Source organism: Virgibacillus carmonensis (genome assembly GCF_057836705.1).
Map to the genome: position 1 here is coordinate 1 of NZ_JBYQFJ010000039.1, position 24561 is coordinate 24561.

26 protein-coding genes and 1 pseudogene are annotated in these 24561 nt (G+C 35.6%); 26 read left to right on the forward strand and 1 reads right to left on the reverse strand.

The features are described 5' to 3' along the window. Positions 1 to 235 precede the first annotated feature (235 nt). The 25 genes from AC3G7N_RS18610 (at position 236) to AC3G7N_RS18730 (ending at position 21340) form a co-directional block, all read left to right on the forward strand. On the forward strand, positions 236 to 493 hold the full coding sequence (locus AC3G7N_RS18610) for a DUF2651 family protein (protein ID WP_489423658.1): 258 nt from the start codon (positions 236 to 238) through the stop codon (positions 491 to 493). A 135-nt stretch (positions 494 to 628) separates the two neighbouring features. Continuing rightward, positions 629 to 1126 carry a DfrD/DfrG/DfrK family trimethoprim-resistant dihydrofolate reductase gene (gene dfr / locus AC3G7N_RS18615; protein ID WP_489423659.1) on the forward strand — a complete coding sequence of 166 codons (498 nt, stop codon included), beginning with the start codon at positions 629 to 631 and terminating at the stop codon, positions 1124 to 1126. Positions 1127 to 1162: 36 nt separating this feature from the next. Beyond that, complete coding sequence (locus AC3G7N_RS18620; RefSeq protein ID WP_489423660.1) at positions 1163 to 1573, forward strand: GNAT family N-acetyltransferase; 411 nt, start codon at positions 1163 to 1165, stop codon at positions 1571 to 1573. A 279-nt stretch (positions 1574 to 1852) separates the two neighbouring features. Next, positions 1853 to 2437 carry a type 1 glutamine amidotransferase family protein gene (locus tag AC3G7N_RS18625; RefSeq protein WP_489423661.1) on the forward strand — a complete coding sequence of 195 codons (585 nt, stop codon included), beginning with the start codon at positions 1853 to 1855 and terminating at the stop codon, positions 2435 to 2437. 379 nt (positions 2438 to 2816) lie between these two features. Then, on the forward strand, positions 2817 to 3089 hold the full coding sequence (locus tag AC3G7N_RS18630) for a hypothetical protein (RefSeq protein ID WP_489423662.1): 273 nt from the start codon (positions 2817 to 2819) through the stop codon (positions 3087 to 3089). A gap of 6 nt (positions 3090 to 3095) precedes the next feature. Beyond that, positions 3096 to 3329 carry a pilin gene (locus AC3G7N_RS18635; RefSeq protein ID WP_489423663.1) on the forward strand — a complete coding sequence of 78 codons (234 nt, stop codon included), beginning with the start codon at positions 3096 to 3098 and terminating at the stop codon, positions 3327 to 3329. Between the two features lie 274 nt (positions 3330 to 3603). After that, positions 3604 to 4311 carry a hypothetical protein gene (locus AC3G7N_RS18640; RefSeq protein ID WP_489423664.1) on the forward strand — a complete coding sequence of 236 codons (708 nt, stop codon included), beginning with the start codon at positions 3604 to 3606 and terminating at the stop codon, positions 4309 to 4311. After that, the gene (locus AC3G7N_RS18645) at positions 4289 to 5329 is read left to right on the forward strand and encodes a toprim domain-containing protein (protein ID WP_489423665.1); all 1041 of its coding nucleotides are present in this window, start codon (positions 4289 to 4291) and stop codon (positions 5327 to 5329) included. The genes AC3G7N_RS18640 and AC3G7N_RS18645 overlap by 23 nt, the downstream gene beginning before the upstream one ends. Further along, positions 5319 to 7580 (forward strand): VirD4-like conjugal transfer protein, CD1115 family, encoded by a 2262-nt coding sequence (locus AC3G7N_RS18650; protein ID WP_489423666.1) that lies wholly within the window; start codon positions 5319 to 5321, stop codon positions 7578 to 7580. Before AC3G7N_RS18645 ends, AC3G7N_RS18650 begins: the two co-directional genes overlap by 11 nt. 18 nt (positions 7581 to 7598) lie before the next feature. After that, complete coding sequence (locus AC3G7N_RS18655) at positions 7599 to 7844, forward strand: YdbC family protein (RefSeq protein ID WP_489423667.1); 246 nt, start codon at positions 7599 to 7601, stop codon at positions 7842 to 7844. Positions 7845 to 7909: 65 nt separating this feature from the next. Beyond that, positions 7910 to 8488, forward strand: coding sequence for a hypothetical protein (locus AC3G7N_RS18660; RefSeq protein ID WP_489423668.1), 579 nt, complete (start codon positions 7910 to 7912; stop codon positions 8486 to 8488). Positions 8489 to 8561: 73 nt separating this feature from the next. Next, positions 8562 to 10577, forward strand: coding sequence for a pLS20_p028 family conjugation system transmembrane protein (locus AC3G7N_RS18665; protein WP_489423669.1), 2016 nt, complete (start codon positions 8562 to 8564; stop codon positions 10575 to 10577). Continuing rightward, complete coding sequence (locus AC3G7N_RS18670) at positions 10549 to 10893, forward strand: DUF5592 family protein (protein WP_489423670.1); 345 nt, start codon at positions 10549 to 10551, stop codon at positions 10891 to 10893. The genes AC3G7N_RS18665 and AC3G7N_RS18670 overlap by 29 nt, the downstream gene beginning before the upstream one ends. After that, on the forward strand, positions 10890 to 11549 hold the full coding sequence (locus AC3G7N_RS18675) for a TraC-like domain-containing protein (protein ID WP_489423671.1): 660 nt from the start codon (positions 10890 to 10892) through the stop codon (positions 11547 to 11549). The genes AC3G7N_RS18670 and AC3G7N_RS18675 overlap by 4 nt, the downstream gene beginning before the upstream one ends. A 15-nt stretch (positions 11550 to 11564) precedes the next feature. Next, positions 11565 to 13514, forward strand: coding sequence for a VirB4 family type IV secretion system protein (locus tag AC3G7N_RS18680; protein WP_489423672.1), 1950 nt, complete (start codon positions 11565 to 11567; stop codon positions 13512 to 13514). Between the two features lies 1 nt (position 13515). Next, on the forward strand, positions 13516 to 14199 hold the full coding sequence (locus tag AC3G7N_RS18685; RefSeq protein WP_489423673.1) for a hypothetical protein: 684 nt from the start codon (positions 13516 to 13518) through the stop codon (positions 14197 to 14199). 2 nt (positions 14200 to 14201) lie between these two features. After that, positions 14202 to 15335, forward strand: a complete 1134-nt coding sequence (locus AC3G7N_RS18690; RefSeq protein ID WP_489423674.1) for a M23 family metallopeptidase — start codon at positions 14202 to 14204, stop codon at positions 15333 to 15335. Positions 15336 to 15368: 33 nt separating this feature from the next. Further along, positions 15369 to 16379, forward strand: a complete 1011-nt coding sequence (locus AC3G7N_RS18695) for a hypothetical protein (protein ID WP_489423675.1) — start codon at positions 15369 to 15371, stop codon at positions 16377 to 16379. 292 nt (positions 16380 to 16671) lie between these two features. After that, positions 16672 to 16983, forward strand: a complete 312-nt coding sequence (locus AC3G7N_RS18700; protein ID WP_489423676.1) for a hypothetical protein — start codon at positions 16672 to 16674, stop codon at positions 16981 to 16983. 50 nt (positions 16984 to 17033) lie between these two features. Beyond that, the gene (locus AC3G7N_RS18705; protein ID WP_489423677.1) at positions 17034 to 17477 is read left to right on the forward strand and encodes a hypothetical protein; all 444 of its coding nucleotides are present in this window, start codon (positions 17034 to 17036) and stop codon (positions 17475 to 17477) included. Positions 17478 to 17486: 9 nt separating this feature from the next. After that, positions 17487 to 18746 (forward strand): MobP2 family relaxase, encoded by a 1260-nt coding sequence (mobP2, locus tag AC3G7N_RS18710; protein WP_489423678.1) that lies wholly within the window; start codon positions 17487 to 17489, stop codon positions 18744 to 18746. Then, the gene (locus tag AC3G7N_RS18715; RefSeq protein WP_489423679.1) at positions 18739 to 18861 is read left to right on the forward strand and encodes a hypothetical protein; all 123 of its coding nucleotides are present in this window, start codon (positions 18739 to 18741) and stop codon (positions 18859 to 18861) included. The genes mobP2 and AC3G7N_RS18715 overlap by 8 nt, the downstream gene beginning before the upstream one ends. Before the next feature lie 5 nt (positions 18862 to 18866). Continuing rightward, on the forward strand, positions 18867 to 19094 hold the full coding sequence (locus AC3G7N_RS18720; RefSeq protein WP_489423680.1) for a hypothetical protein: 228 nt from the start codon (positions 18867 to 18869) through the stop codon (positions 19092 to 19094). Positions 19095 to 19167: 73 nt separating this feature from the next. Further along, positions 19168 to 20991, forward strand: coding sequence for an LPD25 domain-containing protein (locus tag AC3G7N_RS18725; protein ID WP_489423681.1), 1824 nt, complete (start codon positions 19168 to 19170; stop codon positions 20989 to 20991). A gap of 196 nt (positions 20992 to 21187) precedes the next feature. Beyond that, positions 21188 to 21340, forward strand: a complete 153-nt coding sequence (locus tag AC3G7N_RS18730) for a hypothetical protein (RefSeq protein ID WP_489423682.1) — start codon at positions 21188 to 21190, stop codon at positions 21338 to 21340. 741 nt (positions 21341 to 22081) lie between these two features. Here the strand turns inward: AC3G7N_RS18730 and ltrA are convergent. Continuing rightward, a pseudogene (gene ltrA, locus AC3G7N_RS18735) lies at positions 22082 to 23113 on the reverse strand (group II intron reverse transcriptase/maturase); the annotation flags it as partial. A 504-nt stretch (positions 23114 to 23617) separates the two neighbouring features. Here ltrA and AC3G7N_RS18740 point away from each other — a divergent pair. After that, the gene (locus tag AC3G7N_RS18740; protein WP_489423683.1) at positions 23618 to 24271 is read left to right on the forward strand and encodes an HNH endonuclease signature motif containing protein; all 654 of its coding nucleotides are present in this window, start codon (positions 23618 to 23620) and stop codon (positions 24269 to 24271) included. The last annotated feature ends 290 nt before the right edge of the window (positions 24272 to 24561 follow it).

Consider the following 24561-nt stretch of genomic DNA (forward strand, 5'->3'; position numbering starts at 1 on the left):
TCGTTTGGTAATTTATTCTTCAAAGGGAAATTGTTTATATTCAACTATACGAACGCGCGTTTTAATCGAATAAGATAGCGTCCTCCAGAATCGAGCTATTTTGTGGAATAACTTATTGCGAAAGTATTTGACATTTGAAACAATTGTTATTGAGGGGCTGATTTTTTCTGTTTTAAACTGAATTTTAGGCAAGAGTATAATACTTAATAAAAGGTTTAGAAAGGGGAAAGAGCAGATGGGTATATTTCCATTTATTTTGTTTGTCTTCTTTGTTTTTCCGATAGTTTCTCTTATCCTAGGTGCTGTTGGGTATTTTGTTTTTAAAAACATTTATATAACACCTGTAGTTATTGCAATAGCTGCAATCGTTGCGACATTTACGGTATTTAATTCTTCATTTTGGTTTTGGGATGTTTTATATACTTTGCTATCGCTTATATCAGGAATAACTACAAAATTGTTAACCGCTAAAAAACATCACACACAAATGTAGATATTCAGGAAACGAGCGCTTTAACGTAATAAAGAAGCTCCCAGAAATTCATTATCGTGCCATTATGTGGAACAAGGAAAATCAATAGAAATATAAGGTTACATGATAAAATAGTGAAAAAGGACTGTGTCATATATGAAAGTTTCCTTAATTGTTGCAATGGATAACAATAGAGTGATTGGCAAAGAGAACGACATTCCCTGGGAGAATCCCGAAAGATTGGGAGTATGTAAAAAAACTACAAAGGGACACCCGATCATATTAGGCAGAAAGAATCTTGAATCAATAGGAAGGCCTTTACCTGAAAGAAGGAATATTATTCTGACCAGAGATAGTGATTTTCACTTTGATGGGTGCGAGGTTGCCCATTCAATCGAAGATGTCTTTGGGTTATGTAAAAATGAAGAAGAGATTTTCATTTTCGGTGGAGAACAAATTTATAATATGTTCTTGCCTTACGTTGAGAAAATGTATATTACAAAAATTCATCATGAATTCGAAGGAGATACAATTTTTCCAGAAGTTAATTTCAATGAATGGAAAGAAATATCAATTGAAAAAGGGGTTATGAATGACAAAAATCCTTATAACTACTATTTTCATGCTTATGAAAGAAATAATTTATTCAGCTAAAGGGCCATTTAATGCAAGAAGGGATGGATGATTTTTATGAAAGAAATTAAATCGAATTCTATCCAACCTAGTTTAAGGAAACTTTTATCATTTGCAACTTCTGAAAAGAATATCGAGCGAGAATATGATTTATATATCCAATCACCAGTTAGAAAATTGTATGGATATGGCTTTGAAAATGACATTTTGGGTTGCATAGGAATGGAATTTATAGATCCGAAACGTTGTGAAATAAAACATATCGCGGTATCTCCAAACCGCAGGGGCGAAGGTATAGGAAGTAAAATGATTAGTTTCATCAAATATAGACATTCATTATCTTTTATTTCTGCTGAAACGGATAAAGAAGCTGTGAATTTTTATAAAAGTTACGGATTCAACATAATCAGTTTAGGTGAAAAGTATTCAGGTGTGGAGCGTTTTCATTGTATTTTTGATAGTAAATAAAACTATGCTTATACAACAATCGGGCGCCTATCTGGAATAAAGGTCAGTTCTTATTTTTCATTTAGCCATTAATCGAGTGAAAATTTAAAATTAAACACCCATGCTTACTAACATTTTTTGTATAATGACATTATCGTAAGAGAAGGAACAACAGGAACCTTTAGGAAGGGATTAGAGGTTATTTTCAAAGCCTTTAAATTCTAATTGACGGCATTTGTTAGTGAAGTTACTTTATAATGTGTTTGAGTTACGTTTCAAATCCAGAGAGGGGACATGTACATGGAAAAAGTGTTGGTTTTTATTACAGACGGCTTTGCCGATTGGGAAGCAAGTTATGTGACCGCAGAGTTAAATAAACCTGGAACAGCATTTCAGGTTCAGACAATAGCTATTGACAAGGATCCTAAAGTTTCAATGGGTGGGCTGACTGTTCTTCCGGATTACAGTTTACAAGAATTTTCCTTAGGATTGGATTTTGTGATGCTGATTATTCCTGGCGGAACTGGATGGAGAGAAGAAAAAAATCAACAGGCAACGAAGCTTGTAGATTTTTGTTTTGAAAAAGACATACCGGTGGCAGCCATTTGTGATGCAACTACATTTTTAGGAAATCACGGATTCCTTGATCATCATAAACATACAGGTAATTCATTGCCTTATGTAAAAGAAGAGGCACCTAATTATCGAGGTGATGAAAAATATAAAGACGAACAATCTGTCAGTGATGGCCATCTTATCACAGCTAACGGAAGTGGAGCACTAGAATTTTCGAGAGATATTTTAAAAAAATTAGATGTTTTAGAAGGTGATGAACTGAAAGATTGGTATAGCTTATTTAAAAAAGGTTATTTTCCATCAGAATAACTGTCGATTGACAAGTTGTTTCAAAACTTCATTTTACTTATTCAACTGGGGGCAATTTATAGTTAAGGATTGATCCCTTCTTCCGAACGGGCGCGTTTGTGAAGTAACATAAATAGAAATAATCAAACTTTAAAACTTAAACTGCTGGAAAAATAAACCATTTTGTTCTTCTCCAAAATGGTTTATTTATTTTTCTCTCGATACTTTAGAAACCGAAAGTGGAACTAAAAAGGGAACAAAAATCGAACTAAAAAGGGAACGAAAATCCATAAAAACGGTGTTAAATTGTTAGTATCAGGAAGTTTTATAGATTTCCTATTTACTCTTTTCTTCATTGGAAAAGTGTATTTTATTTGGTTCATGGAGGGAGGTGTTCTGTTTGTCTAATGTCGAGAAAGCTGAAACTACCGGTGATTCTGTTGCTGAAAGAAGTGTCGTAGATGTAAAAAAGACAAAATCATCAAAGAAAAAAGGTACAAAACCTATAAAGCCTCAAGGCTATAAAGAATTTGAATCCTTGGCAAAAGGGATAATTGAATCTGATGGAGATTCCTATTATGAATGGCTTCATGGAAGACATCAAGAAATTATTTTGGATTTTAATCTATCCAACAAAAACCAAATTGCAGAAGTTGCAAACAAGGGAGAGTGAAAATAGATGCAAGATGCTATTCAAACGATAACGAACATTACAGATGGAATAAAGCCGGTTGCACCTGTCTTAGCAGGGCTAGTATTAGTCGTTATTGGACTGCTTTGGACATTCGCAAAAGACCCACAAAAGAAGGAAATGTATACGGGTTGGATGGTAAATGTTGCAATCGGATTTGGGATTGTGTTTTTATCGGCTAGCCTTGTCAGCTGGTTAGGAGGTAGAGTAGTCGGATTTTAAAGGAGGGAATAGGATTGGTTACAAAACGATAGGATATTTTGTGAGTTATTTTCCATCATGGTGGAGTTAGTAGCCTTGAAATTGCCCTAAGGAACCATTAAGCCATATTGGTATGTTTCGAGGACTTGAGGGTGAGATCAGTGAGGAATTTGAAGTAGAAAATGTTGTTAATATAGGCTTTGCTTTATTAAGGGAAGCGTAAAGGAAACACTAATTATTTCTTTTTAACTTTTTTGGGGCTCCCTAATGGGAGTCTTTTATTTTTGGAGGGAGGATGAGGACAATTTCTCAAGAACAAAAGTTTACGAATAAGGAATTTAAAGCCTTTGCAAAACGTTTTGACCAGGTATTGGGAGCATCGACTAATAAACCATTTCCTTTGTTGTTAGAGGAAGAGCAGTTGAAGCAGTTATTCGATGATGTACATCCACAAGTTACAACTGGGTTTTATGCAGAAATAGAGAATATTATTCATTCTGTGCAAACTGGTTACGTAACAATAGCTTATAGAATTCAAGATGGTTTATTGAAGTTGCAGGACAAAAATCAGAACAATAAACTGAAAAAAGGACCGCATCCTGAAAGTGGGGAAACGGAAGAAAACTATCTAAAAGTCCAAACAAAAACATGGTTAGGCAAAGTAGAAAACTTTGGGAGATTCATAAACTATGTTTTATCTGATTATCGCTCCATGAGGAAAGAACGAATTAAAGCTATCGTGGTTAGAAATCAATGTTATCAAGAGTATGAACGATACTTATTTGATGAAATTGCTAAGACTGCTGGTTTTTCAGCAGCATATGACGTACATGAAAAAGTAATGCATGCATTTTATTATAAGTTTGATGACAAGTTGTTTGATGGGATTGTTTTAGACTCAGACGAGTTAATTGAATCACATGTCATACTTGCAGCATTGCGTGATTACAGCATCACGGATGAAAAAAAGGGTGATACGCATGGAAAAGCAAAGCTCGTATAAAAAACTTGTTTTCCAAAGCATTGAAAATGCGTTAAGTGAATTGAATGCAGAAGATAAGGGACATTACTATATCTGTAGCTGTCCAGAATGTCATCAACAAGAAGCGTTTATATATAAAAATAATGTCAGGTATATTCAGTGTAACCGTGAAAATCATTGTGGATCACGGATGATGCTGCAATATCAAGAAAAAGAAAATGAATCACTCCCAGACAGGAAACATGTAAGGTCATATGAGAATCTATCAACGGAGCAAAAAGAGGCATTAACATGGGCAACACGGATATTTGAATTAGGGAAAAAGAGCTTAAAAAGTCCGACACTTGATGAAGGTCATCGTGGACTATCTAAAGAAGTAACACGGAGGTTTATCGTAGATCTGCAAAACCCTGCCATTGTTCAACACCTGTTCCATAAAACAGAATCACTACTAGGTAAGGATTATACGGATAATGAATGGATGTGTAATAGGAACTTGATATTTCCATTGTATGGTAAAAATGATTCTTTAGATCGCGTGTTGTTGCGTTCCAGTCTTGACCCTACTATTGAACCGAAAGAAATACAGGTAATCATGAATCCCTCTAAAGAAACGAGGGATTTTTTTACGGATATTCCCAAACAAGCAGAAACGGTGGTTATTAGTGAATCCATTTTAGATGCATTATCCTTTCGTGAGGTTGATGAAACGGTAGGTATTCTTGCTTTAACGGGGGCTTCAAAGACAAGAAAACTAACAGAGTATCTACAAGAACATAAAGAGGAATTGACTAACAAACACATTCTTTTAGCTCTTGATGATGATAACGCAGGATTGAAAGCAACCCGTACCATGTTAGACGTCATTGAAAATAGAGGTATAGGTGCAAGTTGGGATGTTTTTGATTATTCTCCCGCATGTAAAGATGCCAATGAGAATTTGCAAAAAAAACGTTCTGAATTTGAGAAAACCTATTATGAGAAAACGGATCAGGTCAAACTAGAAAAAGAAAAGGTGATGGACGGTTATGAACGATAAACCTATATTGGAGAAATTGACAGAACCCAAGATATTAACGCTGTTCGTTATTGTTGCAGGGTTCATTTCTTTTTTTGTGGCCAATTTTCTTTTGCATTTTTTGCAACAAGTACTTCACTTGATTGAGGGGTTTTCCAAAAATCCTGATAAAATTTTCATTGAAACTTTCAAGATAGATTGGCATTATTTCTTCAACTTTCAAAAAGATTGGATAGAGTTTTATGTTGGTTTTTATGTGTTGGTTGGTATTAGTGTATTAAGGTTTTTGTATAACTTGAAAACAAATTATCAAAGCCTTAACCAAGGGCAACATGGAACCAGTGAATTTGAGGCAGTTAAACAATTAAAGAAGCAATATAAAATCATACCTGCGTCAAAGGATATATATGAAGGAAAAGGAGGGACCATTGTCGCTGCTCTACAAGAAAAAGCAAAATCGTACCGGCTTCTGATTGATGAAGGTGCAGTTCATACGATGGTTATTGGACTTACTCGCTCTGGTAAAGGGGAAACCTTTGTATTCCCAATGATTGATGTACAAAGCAGGGCAAAAGACAAACCTTCGCTCATAATAAATGACCCGAAAGGTGAGCTCGCAGGAGCTTCTTATGAAACGCTTATTGAACGAGGGTATGAGGTGCATGTCTTTAATTTAATCCAACATCATATGGGAATGGGATTCAATCCATTACAGCTAGTTATCGATGCATGGAAAAAAGGTGACACAAGTTTAGCACAACAATATGCAAACAGTGTTGCCTTTAGTTTGTACAATGACCCAAATGTTAAAGATCCATTCTGGTCAAACAGTGCAAAGTCACTGGTAACAGCTATCATTCTGGCAGTAGTAGAGGATGCAGTCAAAATAGGTAAAGAAGATAAAGTTAATATGTACTCGGTTGCCAAGTTCCTTTCGACAAAAGGTAGCGATAATGATAATGAAGGAAATAATGCATTAGATGACTTTTTCCAGGCACGAGATGAAAACAATCCTGCACGTTCTATGTATGCAACTAGTAATTTTTCAACAGGTAATACAAGGGGTAGTATTTTTACGGTAGCAATGGATAAGTTGCAAATATTTACACTAGAGCCGAACGCCAAACTCACGGGATATAACAGTTTGATTTTAACGGATGTTGGCTTTGGTGACAGACCAGTGGCAGTGTTCATGGTCACACCGGATTATGATGAATCGAATCATGTATTAGCAAGTATTTTTGTGAGTCAGTTATACCGGGTCAATGCAGAAAAAGCAACGATGAGTGTCAATGGGAAAATGAAAAGACATGTGCACTTTTTACTTGACGAGTTCGGGAACATGCCAACTGTAGAAGGGATGGCAGGAATGGTAACAGTAGGGGCTGGACGTGGATTTCGTTTTCATTTAATCGTGCAATCATATTCGCAGATTAAATCAGCATATGGTGAAGAATCCGAAACTATTATCGGGAACTGTTCCAATCAAATCTATATTCTCACGGAGGATAAACAAACAGCCGAGCAATACTCCTCTTTAGTTGGTGTTAAAACGATTACGGATGTTGGCCGAAGTGGTCAATTTCATTCATTTGGTAAATCCCATAATGAATCTACGAAAGAGCGTCCGTTATTGACACCAGATGAACTGATGCGCTTGCGGGAAGGGCAATCTATAGTGGTACGAGTGAACAAACGTCAGGATAATAAACGAAGAAAGATAGTACCAAAACCAATTTTTAATCATGGTGTTACAAGCCATCAGTTTCGATATCAATATCTAGCGGAAGACTTCGATAATCGTAATTCTATATTAAGTTTACCGTTAATGTCTGAGAGTTATCATAATCTTCAACTGAACAACATGATATTTTCCGCAAAATCAGAAGATGACCTGTACTTACGAATGGTAGATGTAATGGGGAGAGATGCTTTTTTAAAATTAAAGCGCATTATTAAGCTAGCCGAAAATACAGAGCCTGACTCCTTTGCGTATGAAACAGCTATGGAAGATTGGTCATTCCTGCACTTCATGAGTTATATTGTTCATCATCCTGATATCAAAGTCATGCACCTTAAAGTATTAGAGAGCGTTCGTTTTTACTTACCAGAGAAAAGTGTGATGGATGAATGGCGTTTCAAAGTTTCAGAGGCTATTGAACAAAAAGAAAAAAGGGTTAGAGAACAAGAAGAAAGTGAGCAGGAATCATCAACCGAAATAAAAGAGGAAGAAACTCATGAAGAAATATTGCGTAAAAAAGCAATGCCATAAAACAGGGGGGAGAAAAGAATGACAGAATATCGAGTAGATTGGAAGATAATAGAAGAACTAGCCATTTTGAATGAAAGTCAAGCAGGGTGGAAAAAAGAATTCAATATCATTAGTTGGAATGGGGATGATCCTAAGTATGATGTACGTTGGTGGAATCCAGAAAAAACAAGGATTGGAAAAGGGTTTACCTTCACGGAAGATGAATTATTTTTATTAAGTGAAGTAATTGATGAAATCCCCAAAAGGGCAACTAGGAAAAGGTGACTATTTCCATAGACAAATGGAATTGCTATACTGGTACTAAACTTGAACGGAGTTGATGCCAAAGTATGCGAAAAATATTTGTAATCAGTTTATTACTATTTTCATCTATGTTGGTTTTAAGTGCATGTAATGATGGCGAAGCAAAGAAAAGCGAAGTAGAAACTCCTGAAAAGCCTAAAGTTGGGTTAAATGAAATAACCTTAGATGAAATGGTTACGAAGAAGAATAATAATGAAGCATTTTATCTGTTGATGTTTAATGCAGATCAAAAGGACGTTAAGAAATCGAAACTTCTTGAAGCCTATGATAAAGCATTAAAACAACATGATATGACAACCTTCTATTTGAATATTAAAGATGCTGATGAAACGACAATATCCAGTCTAGAAAAAACCTATGATAATAGGGGAAGTCTTCCTACTCATTCACCTTTTGAACAAGGTGGATTGGTTTTAGCAAATGATAGTCAAATAGTTTCTCCGTTAGAATATAAAGGAGAAGTTAATTTCTTAAATTCAACAATTCAGAGTAAAGCAGATGAAAAAGGAAACTTTTTAGATGATAAATTGTCTGGTGAAATCGAAAAAGTAATTCAATTTAATCTTGACTATGTTAAAGAAAAAGAAGTTGACTTAACGTATTAAGAAAATCGAAGAATTAAACAGGACTCTACCATAATGGTGAGTTCTTTTTTTATGACAAAAAGGAGGGGAATATATGAATGAAGAATCCTTAAAAAACTTATATGAAGATTTAGGCTCCATATTGGATTTAAGCAGCGGATGGCTTTATGATGACCTCCTACGAAATATTGGGTGGGGAATCATTCAAATATTAATATGGTTAAATGATTGGATTGAAGATGTCGCAACCACGGTTGTCACGATGAACGGGCTTTATGAAAGTCCAGCTATGGAACATTTCATCGATGTGTTGCAACCTTTTGTTATTGGATTGTTTGTTGTATCAATTATGGTGCTAGGATTTCAATTTATGTTAAATAAAATTGAAAAACGAAATGAAGTGTTAATGAATATATTAGTCGCTGTCAGTATTATTGTTGTCATTCCAAACTTAATGGGTATGATGGATGACTTGTTGGAGACAGGGTTGAATGAATTAGATAAGCCCGGTAGCCTTTCAAAAAATGTGTTAAAAAGAAATATAGCGGATGTGATGTATTATGTAGAGAGCGATTTTAACTACGCAAGTGGGTTACAAAAAGACGAAGTTTCAGGAGATGAGAACACACTTCCTCAACCTCCACACCCAAGGACCAAAGATGTTGGGACAACGGACTATACCTTTGGGAATCAGTTAGAGAACCCTGATACTATTGAAGTGAATGAAAAATTAGACGTGTATGAAGCAGAGGGTTGGTTTAGTTGGACATCAGAAGAATGGGTTAATGAACTAAAAAACAATAACATGATTGGTTATAGATTTTTAACAAACCGGCTTGTTTCAACAGGAAATGGTGGTACAAGAATTGAGAAACTAAATGAAAACACGGTACCAGCTACAAAACTTGGACAACAAAGTTATTATAGGTATCATGTGAATTGGGGAATTGTGATAGCCACTTTAGCGGTAACTGCTTTTGCATTGGTGATAACTACGATTAAAATTGGTCGTGCTATGTTTGACTTGGCATTTCATCAACTTTTTGTCATGTTTACCGCTGCGACTGACCTTACTGGTGGTCAACGATTAAAGAAAGCATTGACGGAAATTGCAAGTACTTTTGCAGTCATCTTTGTCATGATGGTGTTGTTGCGTATTTTTATCATCTATGCCCAATGGGCGAATGATCTTGAACGTCATATTGGGATTATTGGTACTATCCTCTTATTAATTGCTGGGGCTTGGGCGTTAATTGATGCCCCTGATATTGTACAGCGATCGCTTGGTATCGATGCAGGATTGCGTTCCGGTTGGCAAGCCATGATGGGTGGTTATGCTACTGCTAAAATGGCAAGCGCAGGCGCTTCAACTGTAGGGAAGTTTACTGGTGGAGTAGCAAAATCAGGTGGTAAAGTAGCAGGCGGTTCAATAGCTACTGGCGTAGGTTTGTCAAAAGGGTTACGCGGGCAAGGTGGTAGTATGAAAAATAACTCGCATGTGAAGCCAATGCCTTCATCTGGTAAAGCTAATGAAGCAACCAATCCTGAGGAACGTCAATTTTCTACAGATGCTAGTAAATATATGAATGGAAAGCAGTCAGAAAGTCTCTCAACAGTAGGAAAGGGTCAACCAACGAGTAACCCTCCAAACCGAAAAGCCTCAATACCCACGCAAGTTAAACGGGATCAAGGGGTTCCATCTGGTCATCAAACGACTAATGGAGAAATTATTGTTCCAAATTCCATTGAGGCTCCAAGAACCAATAGTAATGGTGGAGCACATGTTGGTAGTCCTTCTCCTTCACCATCAGGGAATACAACGTATGGTAAAGAACGTGATGGAACCTTCCCGACACAAGATAGTAGAGAACAACAACCACGGATGCCGCTAAAGGTTGGACACATCCAATCAACACCGAAGCACACGTTGATTGGAGGAAATCGGACTGTACAACGTGCTAGTCATTTCTTATCACGAGCACATAATACGGGATATGATATAGGGCAAAAAGCACAAAAGGTTAGACAAAGAAGCATTAATAAAAATGGTGAAAAGTCTTCAGAGAAAGGATTGAGGAACCATGAAGTACGAGATTCCGAAAGAGATTAAAACCAAACCGAAAATAATCGGATTAGAAATGAGAGAACTAGTCATGTTATTGATTAGTTCTTTTCTCGTTTTAACTATGCTCCTTGAGTTGGTGCATAGCGTGTTTATGGTACCTTACTTTGCTGTTGTGATAGTAGTCATGATTTTCCTGTTCTTGCCTTCTGGTCATAACCCGAAAAAGAAAAACTATGAGTCATTAATTTTATTGTTTAGACACAAAAGAAATGTGTATCATGCTGTGGATGTGCAAAAGCAACAAAATAAAGCCTTGCACAAAAAGGAAACGTCATCGAGAGGGGGATTTCATTTCAAATGAGCCATGCAGAAAAAATTAATACAGAAGAACAATCAAAGGATAATGTAACACCGTTTAAGAAGGTAGAACCTGCTACCCAAAAGAAACAAAAAGAGTCTAAGGTTAAGAAACTATTCACGAAAAAGACGAAGAAAAAACCAAAAAAACAGGAAAAGTTATTACGTCAAACACCAGACATTCTTCCGTTCTTACAAATTCATGATGATTATATTCAACTGAAGGAGGGGGTGATGGATATACTGCAAATTCATACGAAAAACATTCATGCGCTTAATCAAACAGACTTAGAGTATTTGTTGTTGACTCGGGCTCGATTTCTACGAAGCTATTATGGTGCATATAAAGAAATTGTTATCAACTTCCCCGCGAGTACAGAAACACAACGGGCATACTGGCTGAAAAAAAAGGGGGAAACCAACAATCCAATCCGACTTCAATATATCGATCAAAAAATTTATGAGTTTGATTTTTTAGAGAGGGAACGATCCAACAGGGAGTTCTTTCTCTTTATTTATGCAAAAGATAAGGAACAATTACTTGATCGAAAAACACATATCATCCGAGGGATGCAACAAGCATTCCCTGTCAAGAAACTACCTAAAATAAAAAAACAAAATGTATTATTTCTGTTAAACAATCAAAATACGAAACTATAAGAAAGGGTGATACACATGAGGTTATTAAAAAAACAGACAACAGTTGAACTAGAATCGGAGAAAAAAACAAAACGTCCGCAATTAGATAAAGATTTCCTTACTGCTATTCAACCGCAAGGGGGAATAGCGTTCAAAGATAAATATATAAAAAAAGGAGATGGATACGAAGCATGTATTCATGTTTGGGAATATCCTTCAACTGTGAATATGTTATGGCTGGATAAACTCATGTCTATGTATGATGTAACGGTCGTAACGGATGTTGCGACAATGGATAAAGATGAAACCATTAGTTCCATTAATAAAAGCATGGTTGAACAAGATTTGCGGTTTCGAAGTGCAAAACAAGAGTCTGAACGAATGGATGCCCAACGTGGCTATAAAGAAATGGAAGAATTATATACCCAAATTAGTGAAATGGGGGAAGTCATTAAACTCATTCATATACGATTGTTTGTTGCTACTCCAACTATATGGGAATTAGAAAAGAAAATCGAGACAACGATTTCGAATCTTAATTCATATGGGTTTAAAGGTCAGGTTTTTCTTAATGAATCGTATTGGGAATGGCAGTCTTTATTTTTGCCTTATGAACAATTACTTTCCCTTCAAAATAAACGAGAGGGCAGGGGGATGCCTGCCATTACATTTGCCTCTGGATTGCCGTATCACTTTTCCGAATTAAATGACCGGAACGGAAGTTATTTAGGTACATCGTTTACAGGTGGAAACGTGTTATTTGATTTGTTTCATAAAGATAAACTTCGACGGTTCTATAATGCAGTAGTTGTTGGAACCATGGGTGCTGGTAAATCAACAACCTTGAAAAAGTTGATGATGGATAATGAGGCACGTGGTAATTTCATTCGTGGTTTTGATGTAACGGGTGAATTTTCAACACTCGTAAAAGCACTGAGTGGGCAAACCATTAGTTTAGATGGAAGTGATGGTGTGATTAATCCATTACAAATATTCCGTACAGAAGATAATAACAATCGAAAGAAAGATGAAGAATTAAGTTTTATGCAGCATTTATCGAAAGTGGCAACCTTCTATAGATTTCTGGCAGGGAATCCTTCGCCGGAAGAGATGGAAGAATTTAAGAAGGTGTTACGTGAGTTTTATGAGTCGCTTGGTTTTACAGAAAAGATACAGACGACGGGTATTACAACACTAGAAAATGAAGCGTATCCAATCTTTAGTGATTTTTTATTATTCATTCGTGACCAACTTTATCAACACGCAACTAAACGAGATATACGCCCGGAATTAACCAGGTCACGCATTGGACGCTTAGAAAAAATTGAATTAGTGATTGATAACTTAGTAAACAGCTTTGCTTATCTATTTAATGGGCATACCACGATTCCTGATATTACGAATGAACAGGTCATTTTCTTTTCCATCCGTAATCTTACTGGATTAGAAAAAAGTGTATTTAATGCACAAATGTTTAATGCATTAAATCTAATATGGGATAATTTAATTCAAATTGGAGCTTCTCAAATGAAATATATGTATGAGGATGAATCTTTTGATGTAGACGAAGCAACTCGCTTTTTAGTCATTATTGATGAAGCACACCGAATGGTAAATGCGGAAAATATGTTAGCTGTTTCGTTCTTAACGGATTTTGCACGTGAAGCACGTAAATATTTTGGTGGAATGATACTAGCAAGTCAATCCATTCGAGATTTTGTACCTGATCATTCCGACACGGAAACCGTAACCAAAATTCGGACATTGTTTGAATTAACCCAATACAAATTTATTATGCAACAGGATTCGAACACACTAGATGCGTTACGGACTATTTTTGAGGGGCAAATGACCGATAGCGAATTAGAACAAGTTCCTCAACTGCAACAAGGAGATTGCCTATTAAGTATTAGTGGTGTTGGGAATTTAATGTTATCCATTGAAGCGTCCGAAGAAGAATTAGCACTCTTTCAAGGAGGGTTGTAAAATGGAAAAAAGATTACTTTATAAATACATCTTTTTATTGCTTATAGCTCTGTGTGTTGTTGTCGTTTATTTCATGAAATGGATGGCAGATGACGAAGACAAGAAAAGCCCAGGGGAACTATTCAAAGAAACCGAACAAACGGAAGAAAAACCAACAGGACTAGACGAAGAAAAAATAAATACGGTATTGGATGAAGAACTCGGTTCATCCAAAGAGAAAAAAGACACCGAATCCAAGCCAAAAAAAGAACAAACGGAAAAAGATACCTCACGAACAGAAACTAGTTTAGAAGATGAATATATTCAACAGTTTGGTAAAACAGCAGTGCATAAAGCAAAAGAGCAAGCCAAGACAGGGATTGCTTTATATTTGATGCAACTAACAAATTGGGAGAGGTGGAAGGATGTTGTCACATCTAGTTATTTAAAAAAAGTGAAACCGGACATAGAAAAAACATCTTCACATGTGAAACGAAATATTGAGAAGATCGAATTATTTGCTTCCGAATCCACATCTGATCAAGAGATGGTATTTGGAGCTTTCGCAACATGGTATGTAACGTCAAATGTAAAAGTAACCAATAAACCAATGCAATTGCATTACATTACATTAACCAAAAAGGATAGTAACTGGTTGGTAGCAAACATCATTATCCCAACTAAAAATATGGAAGGCAAATCCTAATAATGAAAAAAGCTTTGGGGATTGTCAAAGCATTAATCAAGAAAAAAATGATGCTTTGGGTTGGAGGTTTAATTGGAGTAAACACAATAACAATTGGGTTTATTGGACTAATTTTATTGACGTTGCTGCTTGCAATAATTGGCGCAATAAGTGGGAGTGTGGACCATCAACATTCGAAACAAGATTCGCTTGATGGAGGTAGTTATGTTTGTTCTCTAACAGGAGAAATAAATAAAGAAAAGTGGAATAACATTTTCAAAAATAAACAACGTTCGGGTGCGTTGAAAGGGTATGGGGATGAAATAATAGCCTTATCTAAAGAACGTGACATTGACCCCGTACTATTTGCTTCAATTGCTATGCATGAGACTGCTTGGGGCAAATCAGATGTAATACGCAATAAAAATAACCCAGGTGGATTAATGAATCCAAATGGAAGTGGGTTGTATGTTTTTGATACATTGAATGAAGGTTTAGAGTCTATGGCACTCACATTACACAATCGAATTATTGTAGATGGATTGGTTACAATTGAAAAACTAGGTAGTGTATATGCACCGATTGGTGCCGAAAATGACCCAAATAATTTAAACATTCATTGGGTTCCCACTACCAAAGAAATAGTTGGAAAGTTTGGTGGACTGACCATGAATTGTAAACCAGTTGATCAACCAGACATGGAACTGATCGGAAATAAATCATGGGTTTCACCGCATACCAAAATGATTACATCAGGGTTCGGTTATCGTGGTGGATGTGGAAATTGTACTTCTTTCCATAAAGGTATTGATATTGCTTCTAGTGGTATAAAGGGTACGCCAATTACTGCCTTTGCAGATGGGGTTGTTACAATAAGTGGTTCCTATGGAACAACTTTTCCTTCAAGTCTTGCACATATGGGAATAGGTTATGGATGGTATGTGGAGATTGACCATGGGAATGGGTTGCGTACTAGGTACGCTCATATGATTAAAAAAGGTGTACCGATCGGTACCAAGGTAAAAGCAGGTGATGTGATTGGCCAGGTGGGATCAACGGGTTCTTCAACAGGGGCCCATTTACACTTTGAGATACAGGTACAAAGTAAAAAAGTTGACCCGCTGCCATATGTCAAACCGTTTTTAACAACGAATTAGGATGAAAAAGAAAGGGGTGTATGTTGCTTGAAAATGAAATTAAATCGGGGGACAGAAAATAAAATATACATCGTTGTGATGGTTGTAGCCGGACTATTGTTGGGTGTATTTTTTACGTCTAAATTATGGATGTATGATGATGAACCAATCATGCAAACACCATTTAATGAATCGATTGCAGGGTTAGACCAAACAACATTCATTCTCCGAAGTTGGGAATATAACCCGGAAAATAAATTAATGGAAGTGACATTAGAAAGCGTTCATATAGGTACAGATGCTGTAAAGCCTACCTTTTCTTTTCAAGCTGAGGGAAAGAATTCTAATGAAAATTATCCAGCAAATTTAGTTTACAAATCGGATAATACAATGGTTATTCAAATTCAAGAGGTACCGGAAAGTTACCGAATCATTGGCCTATTTGTAACGGAAATTCGTAATAAAAAGATATTAGAACAGGAATTTAAAAAACAAATGATAAACGAAAGTGATCTTGCAACTGCTGCCGGTGATGAAATAAAAGAATCGGACTTGCCAGCACCTGCTGAAAAAATTATTGTTGGTGATTACCGAAGAATTGATGTGAATAAATCACTGAAAACGAAAACAGATGATGCCTATAGACGAGAAGCCATTGTTGCTGAAATGAAACGTATTAAACAAAAAATCACACTAAACATCGAAGAAAATATTCCATTACAGGAAGAATTAATGGCAACATTAAAAAGAGAAATTAAAGCACTGAAAGAAGAAATGGAATATGAAACGGAAGAAGAAAAACAGGAAACAAAGAAACAAATTGACCAAAAACAAAATTCAATCAACGAAGCAAAAGCAGAAATGAATAATCGGCAATTGCAGATTAAAGAGCTTCGAAAAAAATATAAAAATCGTGAAGAAAAACTAGATGCAATGACACAATCAGAAGCGAAAAAAGAATCAAATATATCGGAAGATGGTAAAAAGGAAAGCGACAAAAAGGATGAAAGGAGGCAGAAAAAGTCAGGTGAATCCTCATTCGAAAAGGATGAGGAAAGTAGTTGAAAAGCAGAATTTAAGTAAACAAAACCTATATAAGACCTATATATTAGCATATATGAAACCTATATAAATGACTTGAAAAATGCATGTCACTGGAAAACTAGGCTCTGCCTAGTCCATCACGGTATGTGATGGCACTTTCCCCTTATCCTGTTCTTCTTCAACATTCCTTGTACTTTCGTATAGGGAATTTCTTATATATCCAAGGCTATGATATGTCTTTGGATTGATGAAAAATTGAATGATGATTGTTTATGAGATAAAGCATTTGAATAAATGAAAGGATGTATTCAAGTTGGACATTAAAATACGTAACTTAGATCCTGGAGCAATGAAAGTTTTAACTGATGTAGCAAAAAAAAATAAAATGTCACGAAACGAGTTGTTAAAACACCATATAGAGGATTTAGCAATGTTTGATGGGATTAAGCGAAAGGAAAAAGAACTGGATGGAACATTGGGGAGGGTAGCTGATGCCCTAGAAATAACCTATAAACGATTGAGTGGTTTGGAGGAACAAACCAAAAAAATGTTCTTGTTGCTAGTTGTTTTATTGGATGTTGATCTAGAAGAAGTTGATGATTTTTTAAAGCGTGCTTTTGATTAAAAGATTATAAAACGATGAATGAAAAAAGTATATTTGCGGAGGTAATTCCAATGAAAAAGAAAGGTTCCTATTTCTTATTAGCCCAAGAAACAAAGGATAGAATACAAATAATTACAGAAGAAAAAAATGTCTCTCAAGCAGATGCAATTACGCTTACAGTTGACGGGTATTTTGTTGAGCGAGCAGAGGAACATGCAATTTTAAAGCAAACATTATCTGACCTACTTGATGAAAAATTAGAAACCATGCAGGAACAAGTAAGTCGTCTACAGGTAATGGGCAATGTTATTGATCGGGATATAAAAATTATTCTTGAATTTATGAATCATTACTATTTGGTGAATAATTTTAAACACTTCATTACAACGGAAGAGCACAAAACAAAGGGAATGGAACAAGCAGAACAATTAATACAAAAACGTATACAAAAGCAACGGAAAAAGAAATTAGATTGGGAGCAACGAAAGAAATACAAAGAAAATAAAGAAGGGTAGGAATAAAAAATGAGCCCTGCGGTTGTGTTACGAAGTAAATTTGTTATGCCACAATCTAATACCTTTAATGACTATATTAATTATATTGACAGAGACGCTGCGAAAGTAAAACAACATATTGAAGTGAACCAATCATCCAGGGAAATGGATGATTTTCGTGTTTATTATGACTTCATGGACTATATGGATGATGACGAGAAGCAAGGTGAATTATTCACTCGGTATGCGGATGGTGTAGACGCAAAACAGAAGCAAGATATAAAAAAGAAGTTTAAGGTAGCACAGCAAAATGGCTCTCCAATGTGGCAAGATGTGATTAGTTTTGATAACGATTGGTTAGCAAGACAAGATCTATATTTTCCGGAAACACATCAAGTAAATGAAAGCAAAATACGAGATATTATCAGGGGTACAATGAATGATGTTCTGAGATCAGAGGGCATGGAAAAGTCGGCAGTCTGGACTGCATCATTGCATTACAATACAAACAATATTCACGTTCACATTGCTTCGACAGAAACATATCCCACACGTGATAAAATAACCGTTTATGATAAGGGCAAGGATGAATGGCAGGAACAATATCGAGCAAAACGAAAGCCAAAAACATTGGATAAAATGAAATCGAAGGTTGCCAATATGATTCTGGATAGAAGTCAGGAACGAAATAAAATTGATGGATTGATTCGAGGAACAGTGCGAGAAAAAAAGGATAACATTGTCGAGTTATCTTCCTACCGAAAAACACGAAAGTTATTTTTGAAGGGCATGGAGAATCTTCCTAGTGACCGAAGACAGTGGAAATATGGGTATCAATCTATTAATGAAGCAAGACCTTATATTAATGAATTAACAGATGTCTATTTAAACAAATTTCATAAAGATGAGATGGAAGAACTGCAAAGTCAACTTAATCAAGAAGTCCAAGTTATGAAAGAAATGTACGGAGAAAATAGTGATTATGATTCGTATAAACAAACAAAACTAGATGATTTAAAGAAACGAATGGGTAATGCTATTCTTTCCGAAATGCGTGTGTATGATAAGGAAGAAAAAGAGTTGACGATTCAACTTCAAATGAAATTCAAGCAGCGGAAAACACCTGGTGGAAGTGGATTTCAGAAAAATTCCTTTCCTCCTAAAAGATCCTTTTCTAACTTGAATTACTCGATGGTTCAATTAACTGGTGTTTTACGAAAAACATTTCAGGAACATGAAAAGGAAAGAAATATTGATGAATTTGACCGTATGATGGATGGATATGAATAGAAAGGAGTCGGTGTTTGGTGTAAACATTTATGACAAAATTTCTGTTAATCAAGTACAAGTTGTTGATCAGTATGGGGTTGTTACCTTTTTGATGATTGGAACACTGAAAGGATGATAAAGATGGATTTATACGTAAATGGAGAATATAAAATGGTAGAGGTTGGCTTAGTTAAGGAATTTAAGGATTTGAGTGTTCTGTTTGTTGTGAAAGATAAAGAGGTGGAAGTTGAAGTGGATGAGATGACGTTAGATGTTATTCAAACGATTTATCGTACTTCTGAATATGCACTCATCCCAGTTGATCTTCAAACTAAGACCGTTATTTTATACGGGGAGGAAGTAAAATAACATATAAATTAAACGAAATATAGGGCTCCTTAACGGGAGTCCTTTTTTTAATTCCATAGAAAGGATGATAAAGATGGCAAAGAAAACATGGGAACAAAAACGTGAACAGGTGAAGCAATTAACAGATAAAATGGACGAATCCATTAATCATTATTTTGAAACTCCCGAACAAATGGATGAAATGATGGGATTTTTATTAAAGTTTTATAACTATTCACCACGAAATTCTGCCTTAATTCAAAATCAATTCCGTGGTGCACAAGCAGTTGGAAATTATAATTTCTGGAAGGAAAAAGGATTCCCGGTACTAAAAGGAGAAAAGGCAATTAAAATCCTTGTACCTAACAAAACAGCACCAAAATTTAAAACGAAGGATGGTAAATGGAAAAGCGTTAAATACGCAACCGAAAAAGAACACGAAAAGATTGAGAAGGGAGAACTTGAAAAACAGATAAGTAAACTTTATTTCTCTGTAGGAAACGTGTTTGATGTGAGTCAAACGAGTGCAAAAGCAAGTGATTTGCCTGATATATTTCCGAATAAATGGCTAGAAGGGGATGTAGCGAATTATTCAACGATGATTGCAAGTATGCACCAAATTGGTCATGATATTGGAGTTACCATTGGAGAACCTTTAGAGGAACTGGGATCTGCAAAAGGGGCTTTTTATCATGGATTAAATAGGAATAAAGAGCATATAGGACTAAATCCACGAAACGGAGAATTGCAAAATATAAAAACATTATTGCATGAACTAGCACATGCAAAGTTGCATAATCCGAAACATATGAATCATCATTTATCATCGGTGGAAAAGGAATTTCAAGCTGAAATGACTGCCTACGCGGTTGCATCCTATTTTGATATAGATACCAGTGACCATTCATTGGGCTATTTAGCAAATTGGACGCAAGATAAAGAGTTGAAAGAAAAATCAAAGCTGCTGCATGATGTAAGAGAAGCGGCAATGGAATTTATTGATATAATTGAACCAGAGCTTGTAAGGGAACGTGATAAAATGAATGAGAGGGAACAGAAACTTGGTAATGTTAAAAACATTGTATTGTTCGAATATGGTGCTCTATCAGACATTAACAAACATCAAGTTTCCATAAAAGAATTGAAAAAAATTGCTGTAGACAATAAGGTAGATGCAATTAACTTTTTTAAACATAGAGCTAATTCATTTAGTTTAAAAGATAGTCTAGTGAAAATCGATGCTTTAGAATCCGATTCAATGAGTGATAAAGACTATTTAATAACATTTAATGAAGTATTTAAAGAAAACTTTACCGCTTTGGATAAAAATGAAATAGAAAAACCACATTTATTAATACAATGGTCGGAAGCTTCGGAACTGCATGCCAATGATTTGCTATCTTTTGGAGAAGGTAATGCAAAAATGGAGGGTTTAGAAGAGAAATATCAAGATGAATTAGGATATTGTAAAACTAGGTATCATGTAGTCTTTCCGGAGCAGATAATCGGAAATAGCGGATTGTCGGTAGTTAGTATGGATAGATTAGATATCGGTGATAACATGTATGTTAATCCTCGTCACCATATCCGAAAAGAAGGTAATCTATCAATCAAATGCCAGGACGAATTGGATAATGAATATCAAAACTTTCTTCTTAAGGAGGAGGATAAAGATATAAATGATTGGCTTTATGGAAAGCAATCTGGAAATGAATTATATTGGTATGAAATGCTTTATCGTCCTGTTTCACTTGGGTGCCAACCCAATGGTATTGTGGAATTTGATGATGATAAAGGGAAACATGGAATTGTTGCTTACGATAGGGAATTATCTGACAACGAGCTAATAGATTATGAGATGAATAAATGGGAAGAGAAAACGAACAAGAAGCTACTGAAGCAGGAAATGGAGATGTAGGATTTCTATCAGGAGTCCTTATAAACTACATTAGGTAGAGTTATCTGATATTTTAGTTGTTCATCAATTTGTTGTGATCAAGCAACCCCTAATAGCAGTAGAAGTCCTAAGTGTAAGTATTGTAAAGATAAGCGTTAAAAGATTACTGAGAGAATTGGTTAATTAAGAGAAAAACCGAAAAGTAAGGAGGAGTTAAATGGATGAGAAATATTCTTTAAATGCAGAGACATTAAATTTCATAATAGAGTTTGAAAAAACAGTTCCGAATGGGAAACAATACTTAAATAAAGAATTAGTAGATCTATTTAAACGATCTTCGTATCATAAGAGCGTTTTTATTCATATATAGAAAATGCTATTAATAAATCTATTTGGTATGCCATTAAACGGAGTGAGAAGTGGGAATTTACTAAAAAGGGATTATATACAAAGAAGTACGGATAAAAAGGAAAAAGAATTGAACTTATAGTTCTCTTGCGAATACGTATATATATTATTTGAAATGGTTGGATGATTTTGAACAAATCAGATCTTTATATATTTGTAACATATAAATTTGGATGAGAACATAGAAGGGTTATTGTAAAACATTAGTATTAAAGTGAGAAATGGAGAAAGGACTTTTAAATGGTTGTCTCCCTCAGTTTAGTAACTTGCTCTTTCTTGGCTTAGGCCTTGTAAATGCATAAGCATAATATTTAGAATGAAAAGTGTAAGGTTCCGAATCAAAAGTGTTAGTAGGAGCCGAAAATGTGATAGTCGAGCTAAACGGCTACTATAAAGATCCTACTCAAACGGGCCATTTTGTTGTGCGAAATGTTCCTAGCTTAAATGGAGGATGGTCACATCACTTTAGTAAAGGCTAGGCAATTCCTTGTGGAATTGAAGGATTATATCGAAGAATCAAATGAAGAGGTAACGCTCGGAAGGGTTCTCTCTTAGTCGATTAGCACTTGACTTAGTAAGAATGATAGTGTTAAAAGCTCGGTGAAAAGGCGTAAGAATTTACCGTAACAGTGTAGTTTAGCTGACGAACTTCTGAATATACGGGTCTAGACTGGCAATACACAGAAATGTGTATATCACTAAGGCCCTTTCTTGTTTTACCTTTCTTTACAACTCGGAATGTAAATCCAAGGAATTCTGACGAATTTTTCTTTAAGTTTATAACCCTAGACTTTTCTTCACTTGTCTCAAGATGTAGTCTTGTATAGAGAAAATCCTTTATGGCGTAATTCATTCGAACAGCTTGAGAACGTGTACGACATAAGACCTTGAAATCATCTGCATAGCGGACGATATAACATTCTTTTAGGTTTGATTTCTTCAATGCTTGTGTTTTACTTCCTGTATATTTGTATGGATAATGGCTTTTAAATGATTCCCACTGATTACTTACCCACCAGTCTAATTCATTGAGTACAATATTGGATAAGAGTGGAGATAGGATACCGCCTTGTGGTGTTCCTTTTGTCGGGATTCCCTCTCCCTCGATTTCGGCTTTCAAGAGTTTTGATATGATAGAGATTACTTTCTTATCCTTTATGCCTAGCGACCATATTTGTTTGAGTAGTTTACTGTGGTTCACATTATCAAAGAAACCTTTAATATCTACATCTATACAGTGATAGAGTCCACTCAAATTAATGAGTGCTTCCAACCTCGCTTTGGCGTGATGAGTGCTTCTATTTGGTCTAAAACCATAACTGTGTTTATAGAATTTCGCTTCACAAATGGGCTCTAAAACTTGTAACATACACTGTTGAAGAATTCTATCCCATATCGTTGGAATTCCTAAAGGTCTAGTTTTTCCATTCGCTTTAGGAATGAAAACCCGCCTGACTTTTTCTGGGCTATACGATTGAAGTATGCTTTGAACTTTATCAATGACTTCTTCCACCGATAAATGTTTGATATCTTCAATCGTCATTTTATTTGAACCTGCGTTTTTACTTCCGGTGTTTCTCTTGATGTTTCGATAGGCAAGACGTATATTTTCACTCGAACGAATTACGTTCATTAAATCATAGAAATTGTGACCATCGACACTTTGAGAGTAAAGATTGTCTAAACAGTGTTGCATATTATAATATTCCGTGTGTCTCAGTTTCTTCCGTTTCAACAAGTCGGTGACTCCCTTGGGAGTTGAACCTCTTTTAGTCTTACGAGAACCTTATTAATCGATAAAGAACTGCCTTACATGGTTGAATGATCTTCATTAGTCTAGTGGCTATCCCTCCATGCGGATTAAACATTTCATCAGTACTGTGCCACCACTTTCACTGATATAAAGATAAGTTATATAATAGCTATTTTCACTATTATTTTCCCTTTCAACGCTTCTTAAGAAGTAAGCCCTCCACGTTATCAGTTTACAACGTTGGATTATATCTATTTTGGAATGAACTTAGGTGCTTCCTGTAAGCCTGTTAGCGTTTATATGCCTGTAACATATCATGGATTTTCATATTTGTTAGTCTTACTCATCCACTGCTAACCTCACCTAGCTCATTCCGATATGTCGAAAAAAGCAAAACTGAATGCTAAAACCAAAATAAAGAACTGCATAAAGTCCATTCACAAGAATCCTTGTGCTAAAACGGTCTGGCATTTCAATACCGTGGTAATGGGGATACAAAATTATTACGCTGCCGCTACCCAAATCACAAATAATCTGAACGAGTTGAACTTCCATCTTCGCAAGACATTATATAATCGGTTAAAAGACCTTAGAAAAGAAGCCGAGTTTAAGGATATGACCAGTACGCTACAGAAACGCTATAAAGGATATGAACCACAATTCTATAAGATACAGGACATGGTATTTGTCCCCATCCATGCCCAACGGCATAAAACGAATTTGTGTTTTTCGCAAGATATCTGTAACTATACTGCCGTTGGCAGAACAAAGATACACCAAAACTTAAAAGCGATTCAGAAAAACGTACTTCATCATGTCATGACAAACTTTATTCCAAATCGAACGATTGAATACAACGATAATCGCATTAGTAAGTTTATTGCTCAATATGGTAGATGTGCGGTAACAGGGGTGGAACTTGGTCTTTCGGATTGGCATTGCCATCATAAAGTGCCTTATCATCTCACAAGAGATGACCGGTTTTCGAATCTGGTCGTGTTATACGAACCTATTCACCGACTGGTCCATTTAAAAGATAAGCTCAAAATTCAAGCTACACTTCAAGCATTACACCTGAACTATAAACAAAAAGAAATGATTAACGAACTTCGTAGTCAATGCAAACTTCAAGCAATCTAAGATTGGAACCACAAAAGGCTTCATTAAATACATAGAAAAGAATGAATTGGATTAGTTGGCGCGCCGTACGCAATGAAAGTTGCACATACGGTGCAAACAGGGGGAAAAGGGAGCGATAACTTCAAACCCTTACCTATCTGTATGAACAACATCTTATAAAGTAAACTGGATATTTATGTTAAAGTATAGAAAAAGATTGTACTTACTAAAGTGGTGGATTATTATAACACTGGGAAGCAGGTGTGTTATTGGCTTGAAAATGAAGTAGTAAAAAATCATAGAAAGATAGA

Bases quoted from the DNA above. Each gene is read 5' to 3' on its own strand.
- AC3G7N_RS18660 (WP_489423668.1), top strand. From the start codon at position 7,910: ATGCGAAAAATATTTGTAATCAGTTTATTACTATTTTCATCTATGTTG.
- AC3G7N_RS18720 (WP_489423680.1), top strand. From the start codon at position 18,867: ATGGATTTATACGTAAATGGAGAATATAAAATGGTAGAGGTTGGCTTA.
- AC3G7N_RS18705 (WP_489423677.1), top strand. From the start codon at position 17,034: ATGAAAAAGAAAGGTTCCTATTTCTTATTAGCCCAAGAAACAAAGGAT.
- AC3G7N_RS18655 (WP_489423667.1), top strand. From the start codon at position 7,599: ATGACAGAATATCGAGTAGATTGGAAGATAATAGAAGAACTAGCCATT.
- AC3G7N_RS18675 (WP_489423671.1), top strand. From the start codon at position 10,890: ATGAGCCATGCAGAAAAAATTAATACAGAAGAACAATCAAAGGATAAT.
- AC3G7N_RS18645 (WP_489423665.1), top strand. From the start codon at position 4,289: ATGGAAAAGCAAAGCTCGTATAAAAAACTTGTTTTCCAAAGCATTGAA.
- AC3G7N_RS18670 (WP_489423670.1), top strand. From the start codon at position 10,549: ATGAAGTACGAGATTCCGAAAGAGATTAAAACCAAACCGAAAATAATC.
- AC3G7N_RS18740 (WP_489423683.1), top strand. From the start codon at position 23,618: ATGGGGATACAAAATTATTACGCTGCCGCTACCCAAATCACAAATAAT.
- AC3G7N_RS18695 (WP_489423675.1), top strand. From the start codon at position 15,369: ATGAAATTAAATCGGGGGACAGAAAATAAAATATACATCGTTGTGATG.
- AC3G7N_RS18610 (WP_489423658.1), top strand. From the start codon at position 236: ATGGGTATATTTCCATTTATTTTGTTTGTCTTCTTTGTTTTTCCGATA.
- AC3G7N_RS18625 (WP_489423661.1), top strand. From the start codon at position 1,853: ATGGAAAAAGTGTTGGTTTTTATTACAGACGGCTTTGCCGATTGGGAA.
- AC3G7N_RS18730 (WP_489423682.1), top strand. From the start codon at position 21,188: ATGGATGAGAAATATTCTTTAAATGCAGAGACATTAAATTTCATAATA.
- AC3G7N_RS18620 (WP_489423660.1), top strand. From the start codon at position 1,163: ATGAAAGAAATTAAATCGAATTCTATCCAACCTAGTTTAAGGAAACTT.
- dfr (WP_489423659.1), top strand. From the start codon at position 629: ATGAAAGTTTCCTTAATTGTTGCAATGGATAACAATAGAGTGATTGGC.
- AC3G7N_RS18725 (WP_489423681.1), top strand. From the start codon at position 19,168: ATGGCAAAGAAAACATGGGAACAAAAACGTGAACAGGTGAAGCAATTA.
- AC3G7N_RS18680 (WP_489423672.1), top strand. From the start codon at position 11,565: ATGAGGTTATTAAAAAAACAGACAACAGTTGAACTAGAATCGGAGAAA.
- AC3G7N_RS18665 (WP_489423669.1), top strand. From the start codon at position 8,562: ATGAATGAAGAATCCTTAAAAAACTTATATGAAGATTTAGGCTCCATA.
- AC3G7N_RS18715 (WP_489423679.1), top strand. From the start codon at position 18,739: ATGAATAGAAAGGAGTCGGTGTTTGGTGTAAACATTTATGACAAAATT.
- AC3G7N_RS18650 (WP_489423666.1), top strand. From the start codon at position 5,319: ATGAACGATAAACCTATATTGGAGAAATTGACAGAACCCAAGATATTA.
- AC3G7N_RS18635 (WP_489423663.1), top strand. From the start codon at position 3,096: ATGCAAGATGCTATTCAAACGATAACGAACATTACAGATGGAATAAAG.
- AC3G7N_RS18640 (WP_489423664.1), top strand. From the start codon at position 3,604: ATGAGGACAATTTCTCAAGAACAAAAGTTTACGAATAAGGAATTTAAA.
- AC3G7N_RS18690 (WP_489423674.1), top strand. From the start codon at position 14,202: ATGAAAAAAGCTTTGGGGATTGTCAAAGCATTAATCAAGAAAAAAATG.
- AC3G7N_RS18685 (WP_489423673.1), top strand. From the start codon at position 13,516: ATGGAAAAAAGATTACTTTATAAATACATCTTTTTATTGCTTATAGCT.
- mobP2 (WP_489423678.1), top strand. From the start codon at position 17,487: ATGAGCCCTGCGGTTGTGTTACGAAGTAAATTTGTTATGCCACAATCT.